Raw genomic sequence first — 17,468 nt, forward strand, 5'->3', positions numbered from 1 at the left:
TTTGCGGACTACGACGCGGAGTTGCGCTTTCCGGTACCGGGGATCCGCGTCGCCGACCCGAAGGCGTGTCAGTGCGGTGAGGTGCTGAAGGGCGTGATCCGCCCGTGGGAGTGCAAGGTGTTCGGCACCGCCTGCACCCCGGAGACCCCGATCGGCACCTGCATGGTGTCGAGCGAGGGCGCCTGCGCGGCCTACTACAACTTCGGCCGCTATTCGCGCTCCCGCGAGCGCGAGCGCGTGCTCGCCGGCGCCGCGGCCAACGGGGACCGCGGCTGATGGGCGAGGAGGAGGCGGCGCCGCGTTCGGGAACGGGCGCCGCCATCCGCGCGGCGACGGCGCGCATCGCCGATCCGGAGCAGCGTGTCCTCGCCCGGATCGCCGAGATGCGCAAGCGCAAGCCGTCGCTGCGCGAGTCCACGATCACGATGAGCCACGGCGCCGGGGGAAAGTCGAGTCACACCCTGGTGACCGCGCTCTTCGCCGACGTGCTCAGCAACCCCCTCCTCGACCAGCTCGGTGACAACGCCCAGCTGACCGTCCCGGGGCTCGACGGCGCCAGGCTGGCGATGAGCACCGACTCCTTCGTGGTCAGCCCGCTCTTCTTCCCCGGGGGCGACATCGGCGAGCTGGCGGTGAACGGCACCGTCAACGACCTCGCCGTGGGCGGCGCCCAGCCGCTCTGCCTCTCGGCGGCATTCATCCTCGAGGAGGGGCTCGACATCGGCCTGCTGCGCCGGGTGGTGGAGTCGATGCGCGCCGCCGCCGACCGCGCCGGCGTCTCCGTCGTGACCGGCGACACCAAGGTGGTGCCCCGGGGCAAGGCCGACCAGCTCTTCATCACCACCACCGGGGTGGGGCTGGTGCGCGAGCCCCAGCGGCTCGGGTTCGGGCGCATCCGGCCCGGCGACGTGGTGCTGCTCAACGGCGCCATCGGCGACCACGGCAGCACGGTGATGCTGGCCCGCGGCGACGTCGACCTCGAGGCCGAGTCGCTGCGCAGCGACACGCAGCCGCTCTGGAGGCTGGTCTCGACCCTGCTCGACGCGGGGATCGACGTCCACTTCATGCGCGACGCCACCCGCGGCGGCGTGGCGACGGTGCTCAACGAGATCGCCCAGCAGGCGGGGCTCGCGGTGGCCATCGACGAGGACAGCCTCCCCGTGCACGACCAGGTGCGCGGCGTCGCCGAGATCCTCGGCATCGAGCCGCTCTACATCGCCAACGAGGGGGTGCTGGTCGCCATCGTCGCCAAGGGCGACGCCGAGCGCGCCCTCGAGCTGATGCGCTCGCTCCCCGAGGGAGCCGAGGCGGCGCGGATCGGCGAGGTGCGCGAGGAGCCGGAGGGGATGGTGTTCATCCGCACCGGCTTCGGCGGCACCCGGGTGGTCGACATGCTCATCGGAGACCCGCTCCCACGCATCTGCTGAGGGTCGGTCACCCGGATGGAGGCCGGCCGCCCACCCGAACGGGTGGGGCCGGGGCCCATCCGGATGCCCGGGGTTCATCCCCCCGCCGCTGCCGCTTTCACCCGACCGCAGGATGACGGCGCCCTCCCGCGGAGGGGAGGCTTCCGGGCATGGCGATCACCTCCGGGACGCGCCTGGGCGGCGCGCCGATCAACTTCCTCCGGCCGTGCCTGCTGCTCCTCCTCGAGGAGAGCCCCGGGCACGGCTACGAGCTCCGCGACCGCCTGGCGGAGCTCGGCGCCAGCTCGCCTCCCGACACCGCGATCGTCTACCGCGCCCTCAACGCGATGGAGAACGAGGGGCTGATCAGCTCGCGGTGGCAGCGCTCCACCGAAGGGCCGCAGCGCCGCTGCTACGCGCTCACCACCCAGGGCCGCGAGGCCCTCGGTGGCTGGGCGCTCCAGCTCGCCGAGCTCGACCTGCTGGTGGGCGGCGTGCTCCGGCGCCTCGACGCCCGCGCCTGCTGACTCCCGGCAGGGGACATCGGGAGGGCGGCCGGCGGCCCCCACCTCGACCACGACCGGCGAGCGATGATCAGCCGGGCCGGGGGCCTGCACCCCGGCGCCGCCGGCCCTGCGGCGGGTCGCCGATCCAGTGGCGCGGACCGGGACCGAGGGCGGCGGCCCGGTCCATGGGATTCGCCAGCCTGCAGCGCTCGAGCGACAGGCAGCCACACCCGATGCACTCGGTCAGACCCGCCCTGAGCCGGTGGAGCTCGGCGATCCGCTCGTCGATGCGGGCGGTCCAGGCGCGTGAGAGCAGCGACCAGTCGTCGCGGACGGGAGCGCGGTCGGGAGGGAGCCGGCTCAGCTCGGTGCCGATCTCCCCGAGGCTCAGCCCGATGCGCTGGGCGAAGACGATGAACGCGATCCTCCGCAGCACCGCCCGCGGGTAGCGGCGATGGCCGGAGCCGGCTCGCTCGGACCTGATCAGGCCCAGCTCCTCGTAGTAGCGCAGCGCCGAGGCCGCGACGCCGCTGCGCCGCGCGACCTCGGCGATGGTGAGCAGGGGGAACATCCCGGCCAGTGAACCACGGCACGAGCATTGACTTCAAGTTCACTTCAACTTGTAACCTGATCCCGGTACGCCCCCACGAGATGGCGGTCAGCAGGCGGACTGTCACCGAGCAGGCCGAGTGAGGCACCGAGGAGGGTCACCATGACCGTCGAGCTCAACCACATCATCATTCCCGCCCGGGACAGGCTGGCGTCGGCGCGGTTCCTCGCCGGCATCCTCGGCCTCTCGGCCGGCCCGCCGCTCGGTCCGTTCATCCCGCTCCGGGTCGGCAACGGCGTGACCCTCGACTACGCCGACGCCACCGACTTCCACTCCCACCACTGCGCCTTCCTCGTCGGCGAGGAGGAGTTCGACGCCGCGTTCGCTCGCATCCGCAGCGAGTCCATCCCCTTCTACGCCGACCCCCACCACACCAGGCGGGGAGAGATCAACCACCACAACGGCGGTCGCGGGCTCTACTTCGAGGACCCGGACGGGCACAACATGGAGCTCCTGACCCGAGCGACATGATCCGCCGCACTCCCTGACCGCGTCACGCTCCGCGCCGCTCCTACCGCGGAGGCATGCGCATGGCGCCGTCGAGGCGGATGACCTCGCCGTTGAGCATCGGGTTCGCCACGATGTGCGCGGCCAGCGCTCCGTACTCCGCGGGGTCGCCGAGCCGCGCCGGGTGCGGCACCTGCCTGCCCAGCGCCGCCTTGACGTCCTCGGGGGCGCCGGCGAGCAGCGGGGTGTCGAACAGGCCGGGCGCGATCGTCACCACGCGGATGAGCATGCCCGCCAGGTCGCGGGCGATCGGCAGGGTCATGCCCACCACGCCACCCTTGGACGCCGAGTAGGCGGCCTGGCCGATCTGACCGTCGAACGCCGCCACGGACGCGGTGTTGACGATGACGCCGCGCTCCTCGCCCACGGGGTCGTGCTCCAGCATCCGTTCGGCGGCCAGGCGGATGACGTTGAACGTGCCGATCAGGTTGATCTCGATGATCCTCGTGAAGTCGGGCAGCGGGAACGGGCCCTTCTTGCCGATCGTCCGGATCGCGTTCCCGGTGCCCGCGCAGTTGATCGCCACGCGCAGCGGGCCGAGGGAGTCGGCCACGTCGAGCGCCGCCGCGACCTCGGCCTCGTTGCGCACGTCGGCCGCGGCGAACCGGACCCTGCCCGAGATGTCACTGCCCGAGATGTCACTGCCGCCGAGCTCCTTCGCGATCTGCTCGCCCGCGGACGTCGGCAGGTCGAGGATCACGACCTTCCCACCCGCGTCGAGCAGGGCCTTCGTGGTGGCGAGGCCGAGCCCGGAGGCCCCACCCGTGACCAGTGCGACGCCGTCGGGGATGTCCACGATCAACTCCTCGCTGAAAACCGTCAGAAGTGACTGTTCTACCACGGGCGCGCGACATTACGAGTCGGTGGCGCATCCTTACGAATCGGGTTCCGGGGGTGCTTCCCACCCGCAGACCCGGTGAGATCGGCGGAGCACGCCGTACGTGAGGAGAGGTCGTTGGTCACCCCGTTGATGTCGCAGACACAGCAGTGGGTGGCGGAGCACCCGCCGCCCGGCCCGTTCCGCCGCCGGTTCTGGCGCAGCCCGCTGCGGGGTCCGTGGCTGACCGCGGTGCTCGGGCTGGTGCTGCTCGTCGGGCTGACGATCATGATCGTCACCGGCCTGCTGTCCTACGCCTCGTACGACCCGACGCTGCCGGTCAACGACACCACGCCGGCGCACGGGCTGCTCGGGTTCTTCCTGTTCGACTGGCCGACGGGCCCGACCTGGCTCTACCGGCTGACGCAGGGCACGCACGTCGCGCTCGGCATCGCGCTGGTGCCGGTCGTGCTGGCCAAGCTGTGGTCGGTGATCCCGAAGCTGTTCGAGTGGCCGCCCGTGCGCTCGGTGGCGCACTCGCTGGAGCGGCTCACCCTGCTGCTGCTCGTGGGCGGCCTGCTGTTCGAGTTCGTCACCGGGATCCTCAACGCCCAGCTCGACTACCTCTTCCCGTTCTTCTTCTACACCGCCCACTACTACGGGGCCTGGGTGTTCATCGGCGGCTTCGTCGGGCACGTGCTGGTCAAGTTCCCGATCATGGTGACGTCGCTGCGCCGCGGGCCGGGGCAGTCCTTCCGGCGCACGGCGGCGCCGGACACCCGCCCCGAGCCCGTCGAGAGCGGGCTCGTCGCCACCGATCCCGCCCCGCCGACGGTGTCGCGCCGCGGGGCGCTCGGATTCGTCGGCGTCGCGTCGCTGGTGCTGCTCGGCACCTACATCGGCTCCGTGCTCGACGGCCCGCTGCGCCGCGTGACCCTGTTCGGCCCGCACGACCGCGACCACGGCACGGGAGCCAACGCGTTCCCCGTGAACAAGACGGCGGCCACGGCCGGCGTCACCGCGGCCATGACGGGCGCGGACTGGCGCATGGAGCTCGTGGGGCCCGCGGGGACGGTCCGCCTGTCGCGCGCGGACCTGCTGACCCTGCCGCAGCACACGGTCAGCCTGCCGATCGCCTGTGTCGAGGGCTGGTCGGTCGGGCAGACGTGGACCGGGGTGCGGCTCGCCGACCTCGTCGCCCGCGCGGGCGGGCGGCCGACCGATCGGCTGTTCGTCGAGTCGATGCAGAACGGTGGCGGCTTCGGGGTCGCGAGCCTCAGCGTCGCGCAGTCCCAGGCCGGGCAGTCGCTGCTGGCGCTGAAGGTCGGGGACGAGGACCTCTCGCTCGACCACGGGTTCCCGGCCCGCACCGTGATCCCCGCGGCCCCGGGCGTGCACTGCACCAAGTGGGTCAAGCGGCTCACCGTGACGGACGGGAGCGCCTGATGTTCAAGCGGCTCCACGGGGACGACCCCCTGCACCTGTTCGCCGCGATCATCGCGATCGCGCTCGCCGGGTACGCCGTCAGCCGGGTGCCGCTGGAGAGCGACGTCTGGTGGAAGATGCTCATCTGGTTCGTCGGCGCGGCGCTGGGCCACGACCTGGTGCTCTACCCGCTCTACGCACTGGCCGACTCCGCGGCGCACGTCCGGCTGTTCCGCCGGGCCCGGCCACTGCCCGCGGTGGCCGGCGTGCCGTGGATCAACCACCTGCGGGTGCCGGTGGCGCTCTCGCTGTTGTTGCTGCTCGTCTGGTGGCCGCTGATCCTCCAGGACGCTCCCGGGACCTACTTCGCGGCCACGGGGCTCCTCCCCGACGTCTACCTCGGCCGCTGGCTCGGGATCACCGGCGTGTTCTTCCTCGTCGCGGCGGTGACGTACGCGGTGCAGGTCCGGCGGGCCCGGGGCGCCGCGAGGGCAGGCCGTACCGACGACGAGGGGGCCGCCGACGAGGAGCCGGTCACCACACCGTGAACAGCAGGTGGTTGACGGCCAGCGCCAGCACCGCCTGGCCGACCAGCCACCAACGGACGTGCCTGCGGGGCAACAGCGCGCAGGCCACCAAGAGCCACACGCCGAACGGCAGCCAGATCCGCTCGACCTCGGCCTTGCTCAGCCCGGACAGGTCCGCGGCCAGCACGGCGGCGGCGGCCGCCGCCACCAGCAGTGACGCGGCGAGCGGGAGTGCCCTGCGCGACGCGACAAGGCGGCGCAGCCCGGCCAGCACGGCCGGGCCGGTGGCCAGCACGAGCGCGGCGAGGTCGGCCCACACGAAGTAGGAGTACGGCCGGTCCTTCGCGGCGCTGTGCGCGTAGATGACCTTGACGTCCTCGTACCCGGTGACCCACCAGAACCCCGCCGCGGTGAACGCGACGGCGACGGCGAGCGCACCCACGACGGCGAACCCGACGGCCCGCGAGGGCCGCGGCGCGGCATCGACGCGGGCTCCGCCGAGGCTCCGCGCGGCAACCACAGCCAGGGGCAGCAGGCCCCCGAGCGCGAGCCCGTAGGACAGGTAGAGCGTGTAGCCGAGCAGGACGCCACCCACCAGAGCCGCGCCGTCGGCGCGCGGACCCCGCCGGGCCGACCCCACCGCCAGCAGGGCCACGCCCCAGGCCAGCACCGCGGCGAACACGCCGTCCGCCGACACCCCGACCCACACCGCTCCCGGGAACAGCACCGAGAACGGCAGCACCGCGCGCGCCGTCGCCTCGTGGCCGAGCGCCCGCAGGGTCACGGCCACCGCGGCGCACGCGGACGCGCCCGCGAGCATCACGGCGACGCCGGCCGGTCCCCCGCCACCGAGGCCGATCCGGTCGAGCCAGACGAAGAGCAGGAACGCCCCCGGCGGGTGGGCGCCCACGTGCGTGGTCCAGAAGACCGGCTGGTTCGTGAGGATGTGGTCGGAGAAGGTCCGCAGCATCTCGCCGATGTCGCCGACCTTGGGCACGTCGTTGAGGTACTCCTGGCTGCTCGAGAGGCGCTCGACGACGCCGCGCTGCCAGCCGTCCACCAGCGCCAGCCCGAACGTCCACACGAACGCCGCCGCCCAGGACAGGAACAGCAGCGGCCGCCACGACAGGCGCTCGGCCAGCCCCGGTCCGCGGGTCGCGACCAGCACGGCGACGACGATCGCGATCGGCGTGCCGGGCCCGACGTGCGGCATCCACGTCGCGAGCAGCGGCGGGAAGCCCAGGATGATGTCCTGGCCTGCGCGGATGAGCGCCCAGCCGTCCACCGAGGAGAGCAGGACGAGCACGACCCCGGCCGCCACGGCGACCAGATCGCCGATCAGCGCACGGCGGCCGGTGGCCGGCGGGGCAACATCCGTCACCGGCCCATGATCGCGGGCCGGTGCGGACGGCGGGCGCCCGGGTCGCCGTCCGTCCCGAGGCGGTAAGACCGCGGTAGGACCTCGGGCGGCGTGGCCGGGAGCTCCCCGCCGCCCGGCTCCGCTCAGCGCCCCCCGAGCTCCAGCGCCACCTCGAGCGCGGCGTCCCGGCGCTCGTCCGGCGCTCCCGGGAGCATGTCCAGCGCGAAGGCCCCGAAGTGCAGCGCGATCAGCGCGAGCCGGCTGCGCAGCTGGTCGGCGGCCGAGGCCCCCGGGTCGACGAGCACGACCGAGAGCCGCTCGAACCGGCTGCGGATCTCCGCGCCCGCGGCCAGCTCCTTGATCGAGGTCTGGTTCTCCTGCATGAAGCGGATCAGCTGAGGCCCGTCGTCGGACATCCCGGCGAGCAGCGTGCTGTAGCGCTCGATCACACCCTGGCGGCGCTCCCGCCCCGCCGGCTGCGCCTCGGCCCACTCGACGATGGCGTCCATGCCCGCGAGGTGCTCGTCGAGGAGGCTGGAGAGGATCTCCTCCTTGGTGCGGTAGTGGTAGTACACCGCCGCCTTCGTGACGCCGAGCCGCTCGGCGATCTCGCGGAGCGACGTCTTCTCGTACCCCTGTTCGGCGAACAGCTCCAGCGCGACCGCCCGGATCAGGTTCCGGGTGTCGGTGCGCCGCTCGTCGGTGCCTGCCGTTGTCATGCATCACAGCTTACTTGACGCCCGGCTAGTAGCAAGTGCTAGCCTTGCGGCAAGTCAGTTATTAGCCGGCCGACAAGCTGGCGGCGGGAGACGGAGACAGGGATGAGCACGACGGTCGAGACAGTCGACACGCCGCCTGTGACACGGAGCAGGCGCGAGATCTACACGGTGATGAGCGGTCTGATGATCGCGATGTTGCTGGCGATGCTGGACAACACGATCGTCGGCACGGCGATGCCCACGATCGTGGGTGACCTCGGCGGGCTGGAGCACCTGTCCTGGGTGGTCACGGCGTACGCGCTGGCCACGGCGGTGTCCACGCCGGTCTGGGCCAAGCTCGGCGACCTCTACGGCCGCAAGGGCGTCTTCATGACGTCGATCGTGATCTTCCTGGTCGGGTCGGCGCTGGCCGGGCTGTCGGCGACCATGACGGAGCTGATCGCCTTCCGGGGTATCCAGGGCATCGGTGCGGGCGGCCTGATGGTCGGCGCCATGGCGATCATCGGTGACCTCGTGCCGCCCCGCGAGCGGGGCCGCTACCAGGGCCTCATGGCCGCGGTCATGCCGCTGGCGTTCATCGGCGGCCCGCTGCTGGGCGGATTCCTCACCGACAACCTCAGCTGGCACTGGACCTTCTACATCAACCTGCCGCTGGGCGTCATCGCGCTGATCGTCATCTGGTTCACGATGAAGCTGCCCAGGCGCCACTCGGAGGCGAAGGTCGACTGGCTGGGCGCGGGCCTGCTGGCCGTCGCCATCTCGGCGCTGACGCTGCTCACCTCCTGGGGCGGCAACACCTACGCGTGGGGCTCGTTGCAGATCATCGGCCTTGGCGTGCTCACGGTGGTCGGCGTGGCCCTGTTCGTCCGGGTGGAGCGCCGGGTCGCGGAGCCGATCCTCTCGCTGGGCCTGTTCCGCCGGCCGAACTTCTCGACGGCGACGGTGCTGACGTTCCTCACCGGGTTCGCGATGTTCGGCGCCGTCACCTACCTGCCGCAGTTCCAGCAGTACGTGCAGGGTGCGTCGGCCACCAACAGCGGCCTGCTGCTGCTCCCGCTGATGGGCGGCATGCTCGTGACATCGCTGTTCGGCGGCCAGATCGTGTCCCGCACCGGACGCTACAAGTGGATGCTCGTCACCGGGTCGCTCGGAATGGCGGCCGGCCTGGGCCTGATGTCGACCATGGGCGTCGGCACGTCACAGCTGACGAGCTCGCTGTTCATGGTCGTGCTCGGCGTCGGCATGGGCTTCCTCATGCAGACCACGAACCTGGTCATGCAGAACAGCGTGGAGCAGCGCGACCTCGGTGCCGCGAGCGGCGCGTCGACGCTCTTCCGCACGGTCGGCGGCTCGCTGGGCGTCTCGCTGCTGGGCGTGTTCTACACCAACAGCCTCACCGGCGGCCTCACCTCGCAGGTGGGCGCCGCGCAGGCCGCGAAGCTCGCGGGCGGCCAGCTCACGCCGGCCACGCTGGGCAGTCTCCCGACGGCGATCGCCGAGGCGTACCGGACGGCGGTCGCCGGCGGCGTCACCACCGCGTTCCTGTGGGCGGCCGGGGTCGCGCTGGTCGCGGTCGTGGCGGCGTGGTTCATCCGCGAGGTCCCGCTGCGCGGCAGCGCACCGGTCGCCACCCCGGAGACCATCAGCGCCGAGGTCATCGGCGCCGAGGTCATCGGCCCGGAGATCGCCGTCCGGGAGGCCACCGGGTACGAGCCGAGGCACGCGAAGCCGGAGCGGGAGCCCCGGCACGCCCTCGCGGACGCCTGATCCCCCGAACGGGCCGCGTCGATCTTCTCGACGCGGCCCGTTCCCGCGCGCGGGGCCCGGTGGTAGACCGGGAGTCATGTTCCCCGGGACGTTCGCCGCCACCACACCCGACAAGCCCGCCGTCGTGATGGCGGGCTCCGGCGCGTCGCTCACCTACCGGGAGCTGGAGGAGGGATCTGCCCGGCTGGCCCGGTTCCTCGTCGACCACGGCCTGCGCCGCGGCGACGGGATCGCGCTGCTGGCCGACAACGCCCCGCGCGTCTACGAGGTCTACTGGGCGGCCCAGCGGGCCGGCCTCTACATCACCGTGGTCAACCGGCATCTGGCGCCGGCCGAGGTCGCCTACATCGTCAACGACTGCGGCGCCCGGGTGTTCGTGGCGTCGGCGGCGCTGGGAGACCTCGCCGCGGCCGTGGCGCCGCTGGCTCCGGACGTGAAGGTCCGGCTGGCCTACGGCGGGGCGGTCGACGGCTTCGACGACTACGACACCGCGCTGGACGGCATCTCGTCCGCGCCGCTGCCCGACCAGCCCCGCGGCGCCGATATGCTGTACTCCTCGGGCACCACGGGCCGCCCCAAGGGCATCCGGCCCGCGCTGCCCGAGCGGCAGATCGACGAGCCGGGCGACACCTACGTCTCCGTGTTCGGCGCCGCGTACGGCTTCGACTCCGACACGGTCTACCTCTCCCCCGCCCCGCTCTACCACGCGGCACCGCTGCGGTTCAGCGCCACGGTGCAGGCGGTAGGGGGCACCGTCGTGGTGATGGAGCGCTTCGACCCCGAGGGCGCGCTCACGGCGGTCGAGCGGTTCCGGGCCACGCACAGCCAGTGGGTGCCGACGATGTTCGTGCGGATGCTCAAGCTGCCGGCGGAGGTCCGGGAGCGGTACGACGTGTCGTCGCTGCGGGTGGCGATCCACGCGGCCGCACCGTGTCCCGTCGACGTCAAGCGGGCGATGATCGGCTGGTGGGGGCCGGTGCTGTACGAGTACTACGCCGCCACCGAGGGCGTCGGGATCACGTTCATCGACACGCCCCAGTGGCTGGCCCACCCGGGCTCCGTGGGCCGCGGAGGAGTGCTCGGCGACATCCGGATCTGCGACGACGACACCGGCGCCGTACTGCCGCCGCGGCAGGTGGGGACGATCTACTTCGAGCGCGACCAGCCGACGTTCGAGTATCACAACGACCCCGCGAGGACACGCGCAGCGCGGCATCCCGAGCACGAGAACTGGGGCACGGTCGGCGACCTCGGCTACGTCGACGAGGAGGGCTTCCTCTACCTCACCGACCGCAAGGCCTTCATGATCATCTCTGGTGGGGTGAACATCTACCCGCGCGACGCGGAGGACGTGCTGGCGCTGCACCCCGCGGTGCTCGACGTCGCGGTGATCGGGGTGCCGGACGACGAGATGGGCGAGTCCGTGCTCGCCGTCGTCCAGCCCGCCGAGGACGCCGTGGCCGGCCCCGCGCTCGAGCGGGAGCTGATCGCCCACGTCCGGGAGCACATCGCGCACTTCAAGGCGCCGCAGCGGGTGGTGTTCACCGACGACATGCCACGCACCCCCACCGGCAAGCTCGTCAAGCAGAGGCTCCGCGACCGCTACGCGGAGGCCGCCCGCGCATAGCGGGCGCGCGCCACCACCGCCACGACGGCGAGCGGCGCCGCCACCAGCAGCGCCACCCGGAACGCCGTGGAGAAGTCACCTGCGCCGGCGAGCGGGGCGGCCAGCGCCGCACCCGCGGAGCTACCGAGGAACAGCAGCGCCGCGAACAGAGCGACGGCGCTCGCGCGGTCGGCGGGCACCACCTGGGTGGCCCAGCTCTGCAGCGTGGAGTGCAGGAAGGCCCACGCCCCACCGAGCAGCAGCCCCGCGGCCACCACGGCCTGCAGCGTCACGCCCACGGCGGGCACGGCCCACCCCAGCACGAGGAACCCACCGCCGACGGCCGCGATCCGCGCCGGCGCGAGCCGTCCGACCAGCGGGCGCACCAACCGCGACCACCCCACCGCTCCCGCGCCGAACGCCGCGGCGGCGAGACCGGCGACGCCCGCCGAGAACCCGAGCGACTGCACTGCGGGCGCCAGGAAGGTGAGGACGCCCAGCACGACGATGCCCTCGACGAACACGATCCCGAACACCACGACCGCCCACGGGTGCCGCAGCACCCGGGCGATCGCGCGCAGCGGGTTGCCGGCGGCCGCCACGCGGTCCGGCTCCGGCAGGCGGCGCAGCGCCACCCAGAGCAGCGCGGCCCCGCCCGCCGTGATCGCGGGGACCGCCCGCCAGCCGATCGCGTCGGCGAGCAGCCCCGCACCCGCCGTCGCCACCGCGATCCCGAACGACGACGCGGCCAGCACGTCCGCGAGCGCCCGCTGCCGCACCTCGGGCGGCCACACGTCCCCGACGTAGACGAGCGTGGTGGGCTGCAGCGCCGCGAAGCACCCGCCGGCGACCACGCGGGTGATCTGCAGGGCCAGCAGGTTCGGGGCCAGTGCGGAGCCGGCGCCGGCCAGTGCCGCGCCGAGCAGCGCCACCCGCATCACCCGCACCCGCCCGATCCGGTCGCTGACCATGCCCCACACCGGCTGCATGAGTCCGTAGGCGAGGAAGTACGCGCTGGCGACCCCGGCGACGGCGACGAGCGGCGCGCCGAGGTCCAGCCCGATCACCACCAGCAGCGGCGCGATCGCGAACCGGTCGCACGTGCTCGTCGCCGCGGTAAGCTGCAGCAACCGCAGCCGGCTGCGCTCCCCCGCCACGATGCCCACCGGAGCACCCTGCCCCGCCCGGCCCCGCGACGCCGCACGGGGTGGCTCTTGTCGCGCCGCCGCATGGGCGCGAGAGTGGGGTCCGCCCCCGTCACCGCCGTCGAGGAGACCGATGACCTACAGCCCCGCCCCCACCACGTCCGTCTCCGGTCGGGGCATGACGATGAGCGACCTCATCGCCCGCTACTCCCGCACGGACGCCGACGACGTGGCGTTCCGCGACGGCGAGCTGACCCTCACCTGGGCGCAGACCCACGAGCGGATCACCCGGCTGGCCGCGGTGCTGTCCTCGCACGGCGTCGGGGCGGGCGACCGGGTGGCGGTGATGGGGCTCAACAGCGTGCCCTCCATCGAGTCGATGGCGGCGGTGCTGCGGCTGGGCGCCATCTGCGTGCCCGTCAACTTCCGGCTCGTCGCCGAGGAGGTGGCCTACGCGCTGACCGACTCCGGCGCCGTGGCGGTGCTGGTCGACGACACGTTCCCGCCCGTGGTCGAGGCGGCACGGGCCCAGGCACCGGACGTCCGCGCGGTGCTGACGATCGGCGCGGGCTACGAGGAGCAGCTCGCGGCGGCGTCGCCGGAGTACACCGAGCTCGCAGTGGACGACGCCGCGCCCGCGTTCATCATGTACACCTCCGGCACCACCGGCCGTCCGAAGGGCGCGGTGCTCACCCACCGCAACCTGTTCCTGCACGCGTTCAGCAACATCGCCCATTCCGGGGTGAGCGGCGAGGACCGCGTGGGGATGTCCGGGGCGCCGTTGTTCCACATCGCCGGGGTCACGGGCTTCTACCTCAACCTCGTGGTCGGGGCGCGCACCGTGCTCGCGCCGTCCGGGGGCTTCGACCCGGCGGCGATGGTCGGGCTGCTCGAGCGCGAACGCGTGTCGTCGGTGTTCTTCGTGCCGGCTCAGTGGGCGGCGATCGTGGCGGTCCCCGACATCGCGCAGCGCGACCTCTCCGCCCTGCGTCGCGCCAGCTGGGGCGCCGCGCCCGCGTCCACCACGCTGCTGCGCACGATGATCGACACGTTCCCGCAGGCCGAGATCGTCACGGCGTTCGGGCAGACCGAATGCAGCCCCGTCACGTGTCTGCTGCGCGGCGAGGACTCCATCCGCAAGATCGGCTCGATCGGCACGCCGATGCGGGGCGTCGAGGCGCGCGTCGTCGACGACGCCATGAACGACGTCGAGCAGGGCGAGGTCGGCGAGATCGTCTACCGCGGCCCGACGGTGATGGACGGCTACTGGAACAAGCCCGAGGAGACCGCGGAGGCGTTCCGCGGCGGGTGGTTCCACTCCGGCGACCTGGTCCGGCAGGACGAGGACGGCTACCTGTTCGTCGTCGACCGCAAGAAGGACATGATCATCTCCGGTGGCGAGAACATCTACTGCGCCGAGGTCGAGAACACCCTCGCGAAGCACCCGAAGATCGGCGAGGTCGCGCTGATCGGGGTGGCCGACCCCCGCTACGGCGAGGCGCCGCTCGCGGTGATCGCGCCGCGACACCCGGCCGACCCGCCCACGGCCGAGGAGATCGAGGTGTTCTGCCGCGCGCACCTGGCGTCCTACAAGCGCCCCCGTGACGTGGTCATCGTCGCGGCCCTGCCCCGCAACCCCAGCGGCAAGGTGCTCAAGACCGCCCTGCGCGCGGAGTACGGCGCGGCCGGCGTCGTGGCGACGCCGGCGGTCTGATGGCGGACCTGGATCCCGAGGAGTTCCGGCGGCTCGGGTACGCCGTCGTTGACTGGATCGCGCGCTACCGGGCGGGGGTCGGCGAGCTCCCCGTGCGGGGGGACGTCGAACCCGGATCGGTGCGCGACCAGCTGCCCGGGTCGCTCCCCGAACAGCCCGGCACCCTCGATGCCCTGCTCGCCGACATCGATCGCGTCGTCGTCCCGGCCACCACGCACTGGCAGAGCCCGGCCTTCTTCGGCTACTTCCCCGCCAACGCCTCCCTGCACTCGCTGCTCGGCGACATGCTCTCGGGCGGCCTGGGCATCCAGGGGATGCTGTGGTCCACCTCGCCGGCGGCCACGGAGGTCGAGCAGGTGCTCATGGACGGCCTGGCCGACGCGCTGGGCCTCGACCCCGCGTTCACCTTCGCCGGCGGCGGCGGCGGGTCGATCCAGGACTCGGCGTCCTCGGGCGCGCTGGTGACGCTGCTCGCCGCGCTGCACCGGTCCGACCCCCGCTGGCGGACGGACGGCGTCGACGGCACCGAGCGCGTCTACGTCACGGTCGAGACGCACTCGTCGCTGGCCAAGGCCGTGCGGGTGGCCGGGCTGGGAGCGCGGGCGCTGCGGATCGTGCCACCGATGCCGGGTTCGCCGGCGATGTCGCCGGACGCCCTCGCCGCGATGCTCGCCGCGGACCGCGCCGCGGGTCTACGACCGGTGCTGGTGTGCCCGACCGTCGGCACCACCGGCACCGGTGCGGTCGATCCCGTGCGCGCGGTCGCCGCGGCCGCTCAGGACGTGTGGGTGCACGTCGACGCGGCGTGGGCGGGCGTCGCTGCGCTGTGTCCCGAGCACCGCGACCTGCTCGACGGTGTGGAGCTCGTCGACTCGTTCTGCACCAACGCCCACAAGTGGCTGCAGACGGCGTTCGATGCGTCGCTGCTGTGGGTGCGCGACGCACGGACGCTGCCGGACGCGCTGTCGATCACGCCGGAGTACCTGCGCAACGCCGCGTCGGAGTCGGGCGCGGTGGTGGACTACCGCGACTGGCAGGTGCCGCTCGGGCGGCGCTTCCGCGCGCTCAAGCTCTGGACCGTGATCAACGGGTACGGGCTGGAGGGCCTGCGCGCCCACATCCGCAGGCACGTCGCGCTCGCCACCGAGCTGGCCGGCTGGGTTCGCGACGACCCGGGCTTCACGCTGGCCGTGCCGCGGTCGCTGGCGCTGGTGTGCCTGCGGGTGGTGACGGGCGACGGACCGGAGGCCGACGACGCGGCCACCCGCGAGGTCATGGAGCGGGTCAACGCCTCCGGCGAGGCGCTGCTCACCCACACCGTCGTCGACGGCCGGTACGTGATGCGGGTGGCGATCGGGTCGGCCACCACCGAGGCCGCGCACGTCGCGGCGCTGTGGGAGCGGCTGCGCAGGGAGGCCACCGCGGTACGGGGCTGATTCAGGCCCCGAACCGGCCCCGCGCCTCCACCGGGATCAGCGGCTTCTCGCCCCGCATCCTCAGCTCCTGCACGGCCCAGGTGTTGCCGTCCGGGTCCGCGAAGCCGAAGAACGTGCTGCCGTCCTGGTCGCCGAACGACACGAGCTCGCTCGCCCCGACCCCGCGTTCCACGAGCTCGGCCCGCGCGGCGGCCGCGTCGGCGACGCAGAGCTGCAGGGCGCGCATCGAGCCCGGCGGCATCTCGTTCTGCGACGGCAGGTCCCCGAAGACGATCGAGCAGCCGGATCCGCGCGGGGTCAGCTGGACGACGTGCATGTGCTCGTTGACGGTGTCGTGATCGAGGTCGAAACCGACCTGGTCGCGGTAGAACGCCACCGCGCGGTCGATGTCGCTGACGGGCAGGACGACGACCTCGAGGGTCCAGTCCACCGTGGGCTCCTTCGTCGGGGGGACGCATGCTCTCACCGGTCAGGCCGGCGCGGACGCCGGGGCTCGTCGCTCGCCCCGATCCGGCTTGACGACGGCGGCGGCGTCCGCCTACGGTCCTTGCCAGGTCATGAGCGCCAGCGTCAAGCCCCGGCTCGCTGGCCGGCAACCCTCCTCCGCGGTGGGGTGCTCCGGGTGACGACCCGGCCGTCGCGCGTTCCTCGACAGGACGACACCGCACGACGGCAAGCGCGGACCCGACGCGATGTCGGGTCCCTGATCCAGGAGACCCTGATGACGCTCGCCCTCACCCGTCCCGCCGTCGAGCTGCCCCGCGTCGTGGGCGCCGACCTGCGCGTACCGCTCGTCGCGGGCGGGCACGTGGCTTACGCCAACCTCGACCTCGCCGCCAGCGCCCCGGCCCTGGAGGACGTCGCCGCGCACATCACCGAACTGCTGCCCTACTACTCGAGCGTGCACCGCGGCGCCGGCTACGCCTCGCAGGTGTGCACCGCCGTGCTGGAGTCGGCGCGGGCCGAGGTGGCGCGGTTCGTGGGCGCCCGCCCCGGTGACGGCGATGACGACGACGTCGCGATCCTCACGCGCAACACCACCGACGCGCTCAACCTGCTGGCCGGCTGCGTCCCGGGGCGGGTCGTGTGCCTGGACGTCGAGCATCACGCGAACCTGCTGCCGTGGCGCGACCGCCGGGTGGTGCCCGTCGCCGGAACCGTCGACGCCACAGTGGACGCCCTCGCCGATGCGCTGCGGGAGGCCCCCACCGCGCTCGTGGCCGTGACCGGCGCGTCGAACGTGACGGGTGAGGTGCTGCCCGTCGAGCGGGTGGTCGCGCTCGCACACGCCGCCGGTGCCCGCGTCGTGCTCGACGCGGCCCAGCTCGCCCCGCACCGCCGCGTCGACATCGCCACGACCGGCGTCGACTACGTGGCGCTGTCGGGCCACAAGCTCTACGCGCCCTACGGGGCCGGTGCACTGATCGGGCGCCGCGACTGGCTCGACGCCGCGCCACCGTACCTGGCAGGGGGCGGGGCGGTCCGCGAGGTCGGCACGGCGTCGGCGACCTGGGCGCCCGCGCCGCACCGCCACGAGGCCGGCACCCCCAACGTGCTGGGCGCAGCCGCGCTCGCGCAGGCCTGCCGCAGCCTCGCCCCCGTCCTCGACGGACCCGGCCCGGACCACGAGCGCGACCTGCTGGAACGCCTCGACGTGGGCCTCGCCCGGATCCCGGGCGTGCGGCGCCTGCGGATCTGGGAGGACGCCACCGACCGCGTCGCGGTCCGGAGCTTCACCATCGCCGACCGCCCCGCCGGCTACGTGGCTGCGTACCTGTCGGCGGAGCACGGGGTCGGCGTGCGCGACGGCCGGTTCTGCGCCCACCCGCTGCTGGCCCGGCTGTGCGCGGACAGCGGCGGCGAGGCCCTGCGCGCGAGCATCGGCGTCGGCACCACGGGCGAGCACGTCGACCGGCTCGTCGA

16 protein-coding genes, 1 pseudogene and 1 riboswitch are annotated in these 17,468 nt (G+C 73.1%); of the genes and pseudogenes, 11 read left to right on the forward strand and 6 right to left on the reverse strand.

The annotated features are described in order from the left end of the window. The 3 genes and pseudogenes from JWR81_RS06315 to JWR81_RS06325 all read left to right on the forward strand — a co-directional run. Nucleotides 1-276, forward strand: a pseudogene (locus JWR81_RS06315) (hydrogenase formation protein HypD); the annotation flags it as partial. A gap of 107 nt (nucleotides 277-383) precedes the next feature. Then, complete coding sequence (gene hypE / locus JWR81_RS06320; RefSeq protein ID WP_297647996.1) at nucleotides 384-1,427, forward strand: hydrogenase expression/formation protein HypE; 1,044 nt, start codon at nucleotides 384-386, stop codon at nucleotides 1,425-1,427. Nucleotides 1,428-1,576: 149 nt separating this feature from the next. Continuing rightward, nucleotides 1,577-1,933 carry a PadR family transcriptional regulator gene (locus JWR81_RS06325; RefSeq protein WP_297647956.1) on the forward strand — a complete coding sequence of 119 codons (357 nt, stop codon included), beginning with the start codon at nucleotides 1,577-1,579 and terminating at the stop codon, nucleotides 1,931-1,933. Between the two features lie 67 nt (nucleotides 1,934-2,000). On the opposite strand, the gene soxR is transcribed toward JWR81_RS06325, so the two are convergent. Further along, nucleotides 2,001-2,483 carry a redox-sensitive transcriptional activator SoxR gene (gene soxR / locus JWR81_RS06330; protein WP_297647959.1) on the reverse strand — a complete coding sequence of 161 codons (483 nt, stop codon included), beginning with the start codon at nucleotides 2,481-2,483 and terminating at the stop codon, nucleotides 2,001-2,003. A 141-nt stretch (nucleotides 2,484-2,624) separates the two neighbouring features. On the opposite strand from soxR, the gene JWR81_RS06335 reads away from it, so the two are divergent. Then, nucleotides 2,625-2,993, forward strand: coding sequence for a VOC family protein (locus tag JWR81_RS06335; RefSeq protein ID WP_297647963.1), 369 nt, complete (start codon nucleotides 2,625-2,627; stop codon nucleotides 2,991-2,993). 40 nt (nucleotides 2,994-3,033) lie between these two features. Here JWR81_RS06335 and JWR81_RS06340 read toward each other — a convergent pair whose 3' ends face one another. Then, entirely contained in the window at nucleotides 3,034-3,825 is a 792-nt protein-coding gene (locus JWR81_RS06340) for a 3-hydroxyacyl-CoA dehydrogenase (RefSeq protein ID WP_297647965.1), read from the reverse strand. A 159-nt stretch (nucleotides 3,826-3,984) separates the two neighbouring features. Between JWR81_RS06340 and JWR81_RS06345 the strand changes: the two genes are divergently transcribed. Both JWR81_RS06345 and JWR81_RS06350 read left to right on the forward strand, forming a co-directional pair. Beyond that, nucleotides 3,985-5,292: a molybdopterin-dependent oxidoreductase gene (locus tag JWR81_RS06345; RefSeq protein ID WP_297647968.1), complete on the forward strand. Its 1,308-nt coding sequence runs from the start codon at nucleotides 3,985-3,987 to the stop codon at nucleotides 5,290-5,292. Beyond that, nucleotides 5,292-5,819 (forward strand): hypothetical protein, encoded by a 528-nt coding sequence (locus JWR81_RS06350; RefSeq protein WP_297647970.1) that lies wholly within the window; start codon nucleotides 5,292-5,294, stop codon nucleotides 5,817-5,819. The genes JWR81_RS06345 and JWR81_RS06350 overlap by 1 nt, the downstream gene beginning before the upstream one ends. On the opposite strand, the gene JWR81_RS06355 is transcribed toward JWR81_RS06350, so the two are convergent. Together JWR81_RS06355 and JWR81_RS06360 are read right to left on the reverse strand one after the other, a co-directional pair. Next, entirely contained in the window at nucleotides 5,806-7,179 is a 1,374-nt protein-coding gene (locus JWR81_RS06355) for a hypothetical protein (RefSeq protein WP_297647973.1), read from the reverse strand. The two genes, JWR81_RS06350 and JWR81_RS06355, sit on opposite strands and share 14 nt — an antisense overlap. Before the next feature lie 122 nt (nucleotides 7,180-7,301). After that, the gene (locus JWR81_RS06360; RefSeq protein ID WP_297647976.1) at nucleotides 7,302-7,877 is read right to left on the reverse strand and encodes a TetR/AcrR family transcriptional regulator; all 576 of its coding nucleotides are present in this window, start codon (nucleotides 7,875-7,877) and stop codon (nucleotides 7,302-7,304) included. Nucleotides 7,878-7,979: 102 nt separating this feature from the next. Here JWR81_RS06360 and JWR81_RS06365 point away from each other — a divergent pair, with 102 nt between their 5' ends. Both JWR81_RS06365 and JWR81_RS06370 read left to right on the forward strand, forming a co-directional pair. Then, a complete protein-coding gene (locus tag JWR81_RS06365; protein ID WP_297647979.1) occupies nucleotides 7,980-9,644 on the forward strand; it encodes an MDR family MFS transporter in 1,665 nt (554 codons plus the stop codon). A gap of 76 nt (nucleotides 9,645-9,720) precedes the next feature. Continuing rightward, on the forward strand, nucleotides 9,721-11,271 hold the full coding sequence (locus JWR81_RS06370; protein ID WP_297647982.1) for an acyl-CoA synthetase: 1,551 nt from the start codon (nucleotides 9,721-9,723) through the stop codon (nucleotides 11,269-11,271). Here the strand turns inward: JWR81_RS06370 and JWR81_RS06375 are convergent. Further along, entirely contained in the window at nucleotides 11,247-12,416 is a 1,170-nt protein-coding gene (locus JWR81_RS06375) for an MFS transporter (protein ID WP_297647984.1), read from the reverse strand. The genes JWR81_RS06370 and JWR81_RS06375 overlap by 25 nt on opposite strands. Nucleotides 12,417-12,528: 112 nt before the next feature. Here JWR81_RS06375 and JWR81_RS06380 point away from each other — a divergent pair, with 112 nt between their 5' ends. Then, nucleotides 12,529-14,109 (forward strand): long-chain-fatty-acid--CoA ligase, encoded by a 1,581-nt coding sequence (locus JWR81_RS06380; RefSeq protein WP_297647987.1) that lies wholly within the window; start codon nucleotides 12,529-12,531, stop codon nucleotides 14,107-14,109. 8 nt (nucleotides 14,110-14,117) lie between these two features. After that, a complete protein-coding gene (locus JWR81_RS06385) occupies nucleotides 14,118-15,545 on the forward strand; it encodes a pyridoxal-dependent decarboxylase (RefSeq protein WP_297647999.1) in 1,428 nt (475 codons plus the stop codon). Between the two features lies 1 nt (nucleotide 15,546). Here the strand turns inward: JWR81_RS06385 and JWR81_RS06390 are convergent, their stop codons facing one another. Beyond that, entirely contained in the window at nucleotides 15,547-15,975 is a 429-nt protein-coding gene (locus JWR81_RS06390; protein WP_297647990.1) for a VOC family protein, read from the reverse strand. 123 nt (nucleotides 15,976-16,098) lie between these two features. Then, nucleotides 16,099-16,230, forward strand: a riboswitch (SAM riboswitch). Nucleotides 16,231-16,266: 36 nt separating this feature from the next. Here JWR81_RS06390 and JWR81_RS06395 point away from each other — a divergent pair. Further along, a partial coding sequence (locus JWR81_RS06395; RefSeq protein ID WP_297647993.1) for an aminotransferase class V-fold PLP-dependent enzyme occupies nucleotides 16,267-17,468 on the forward strand: 1,202 nt, incomplete at its 3' end.

It is taken from the genome of Pseudonocardia sp., from assembly GCF_025965585.1.
Lineage (GTDB): Bacteria > Actinomycetota > Actinomycetes > Mycobacteriales > Pseudonocardiaceae > Pseudonocardia.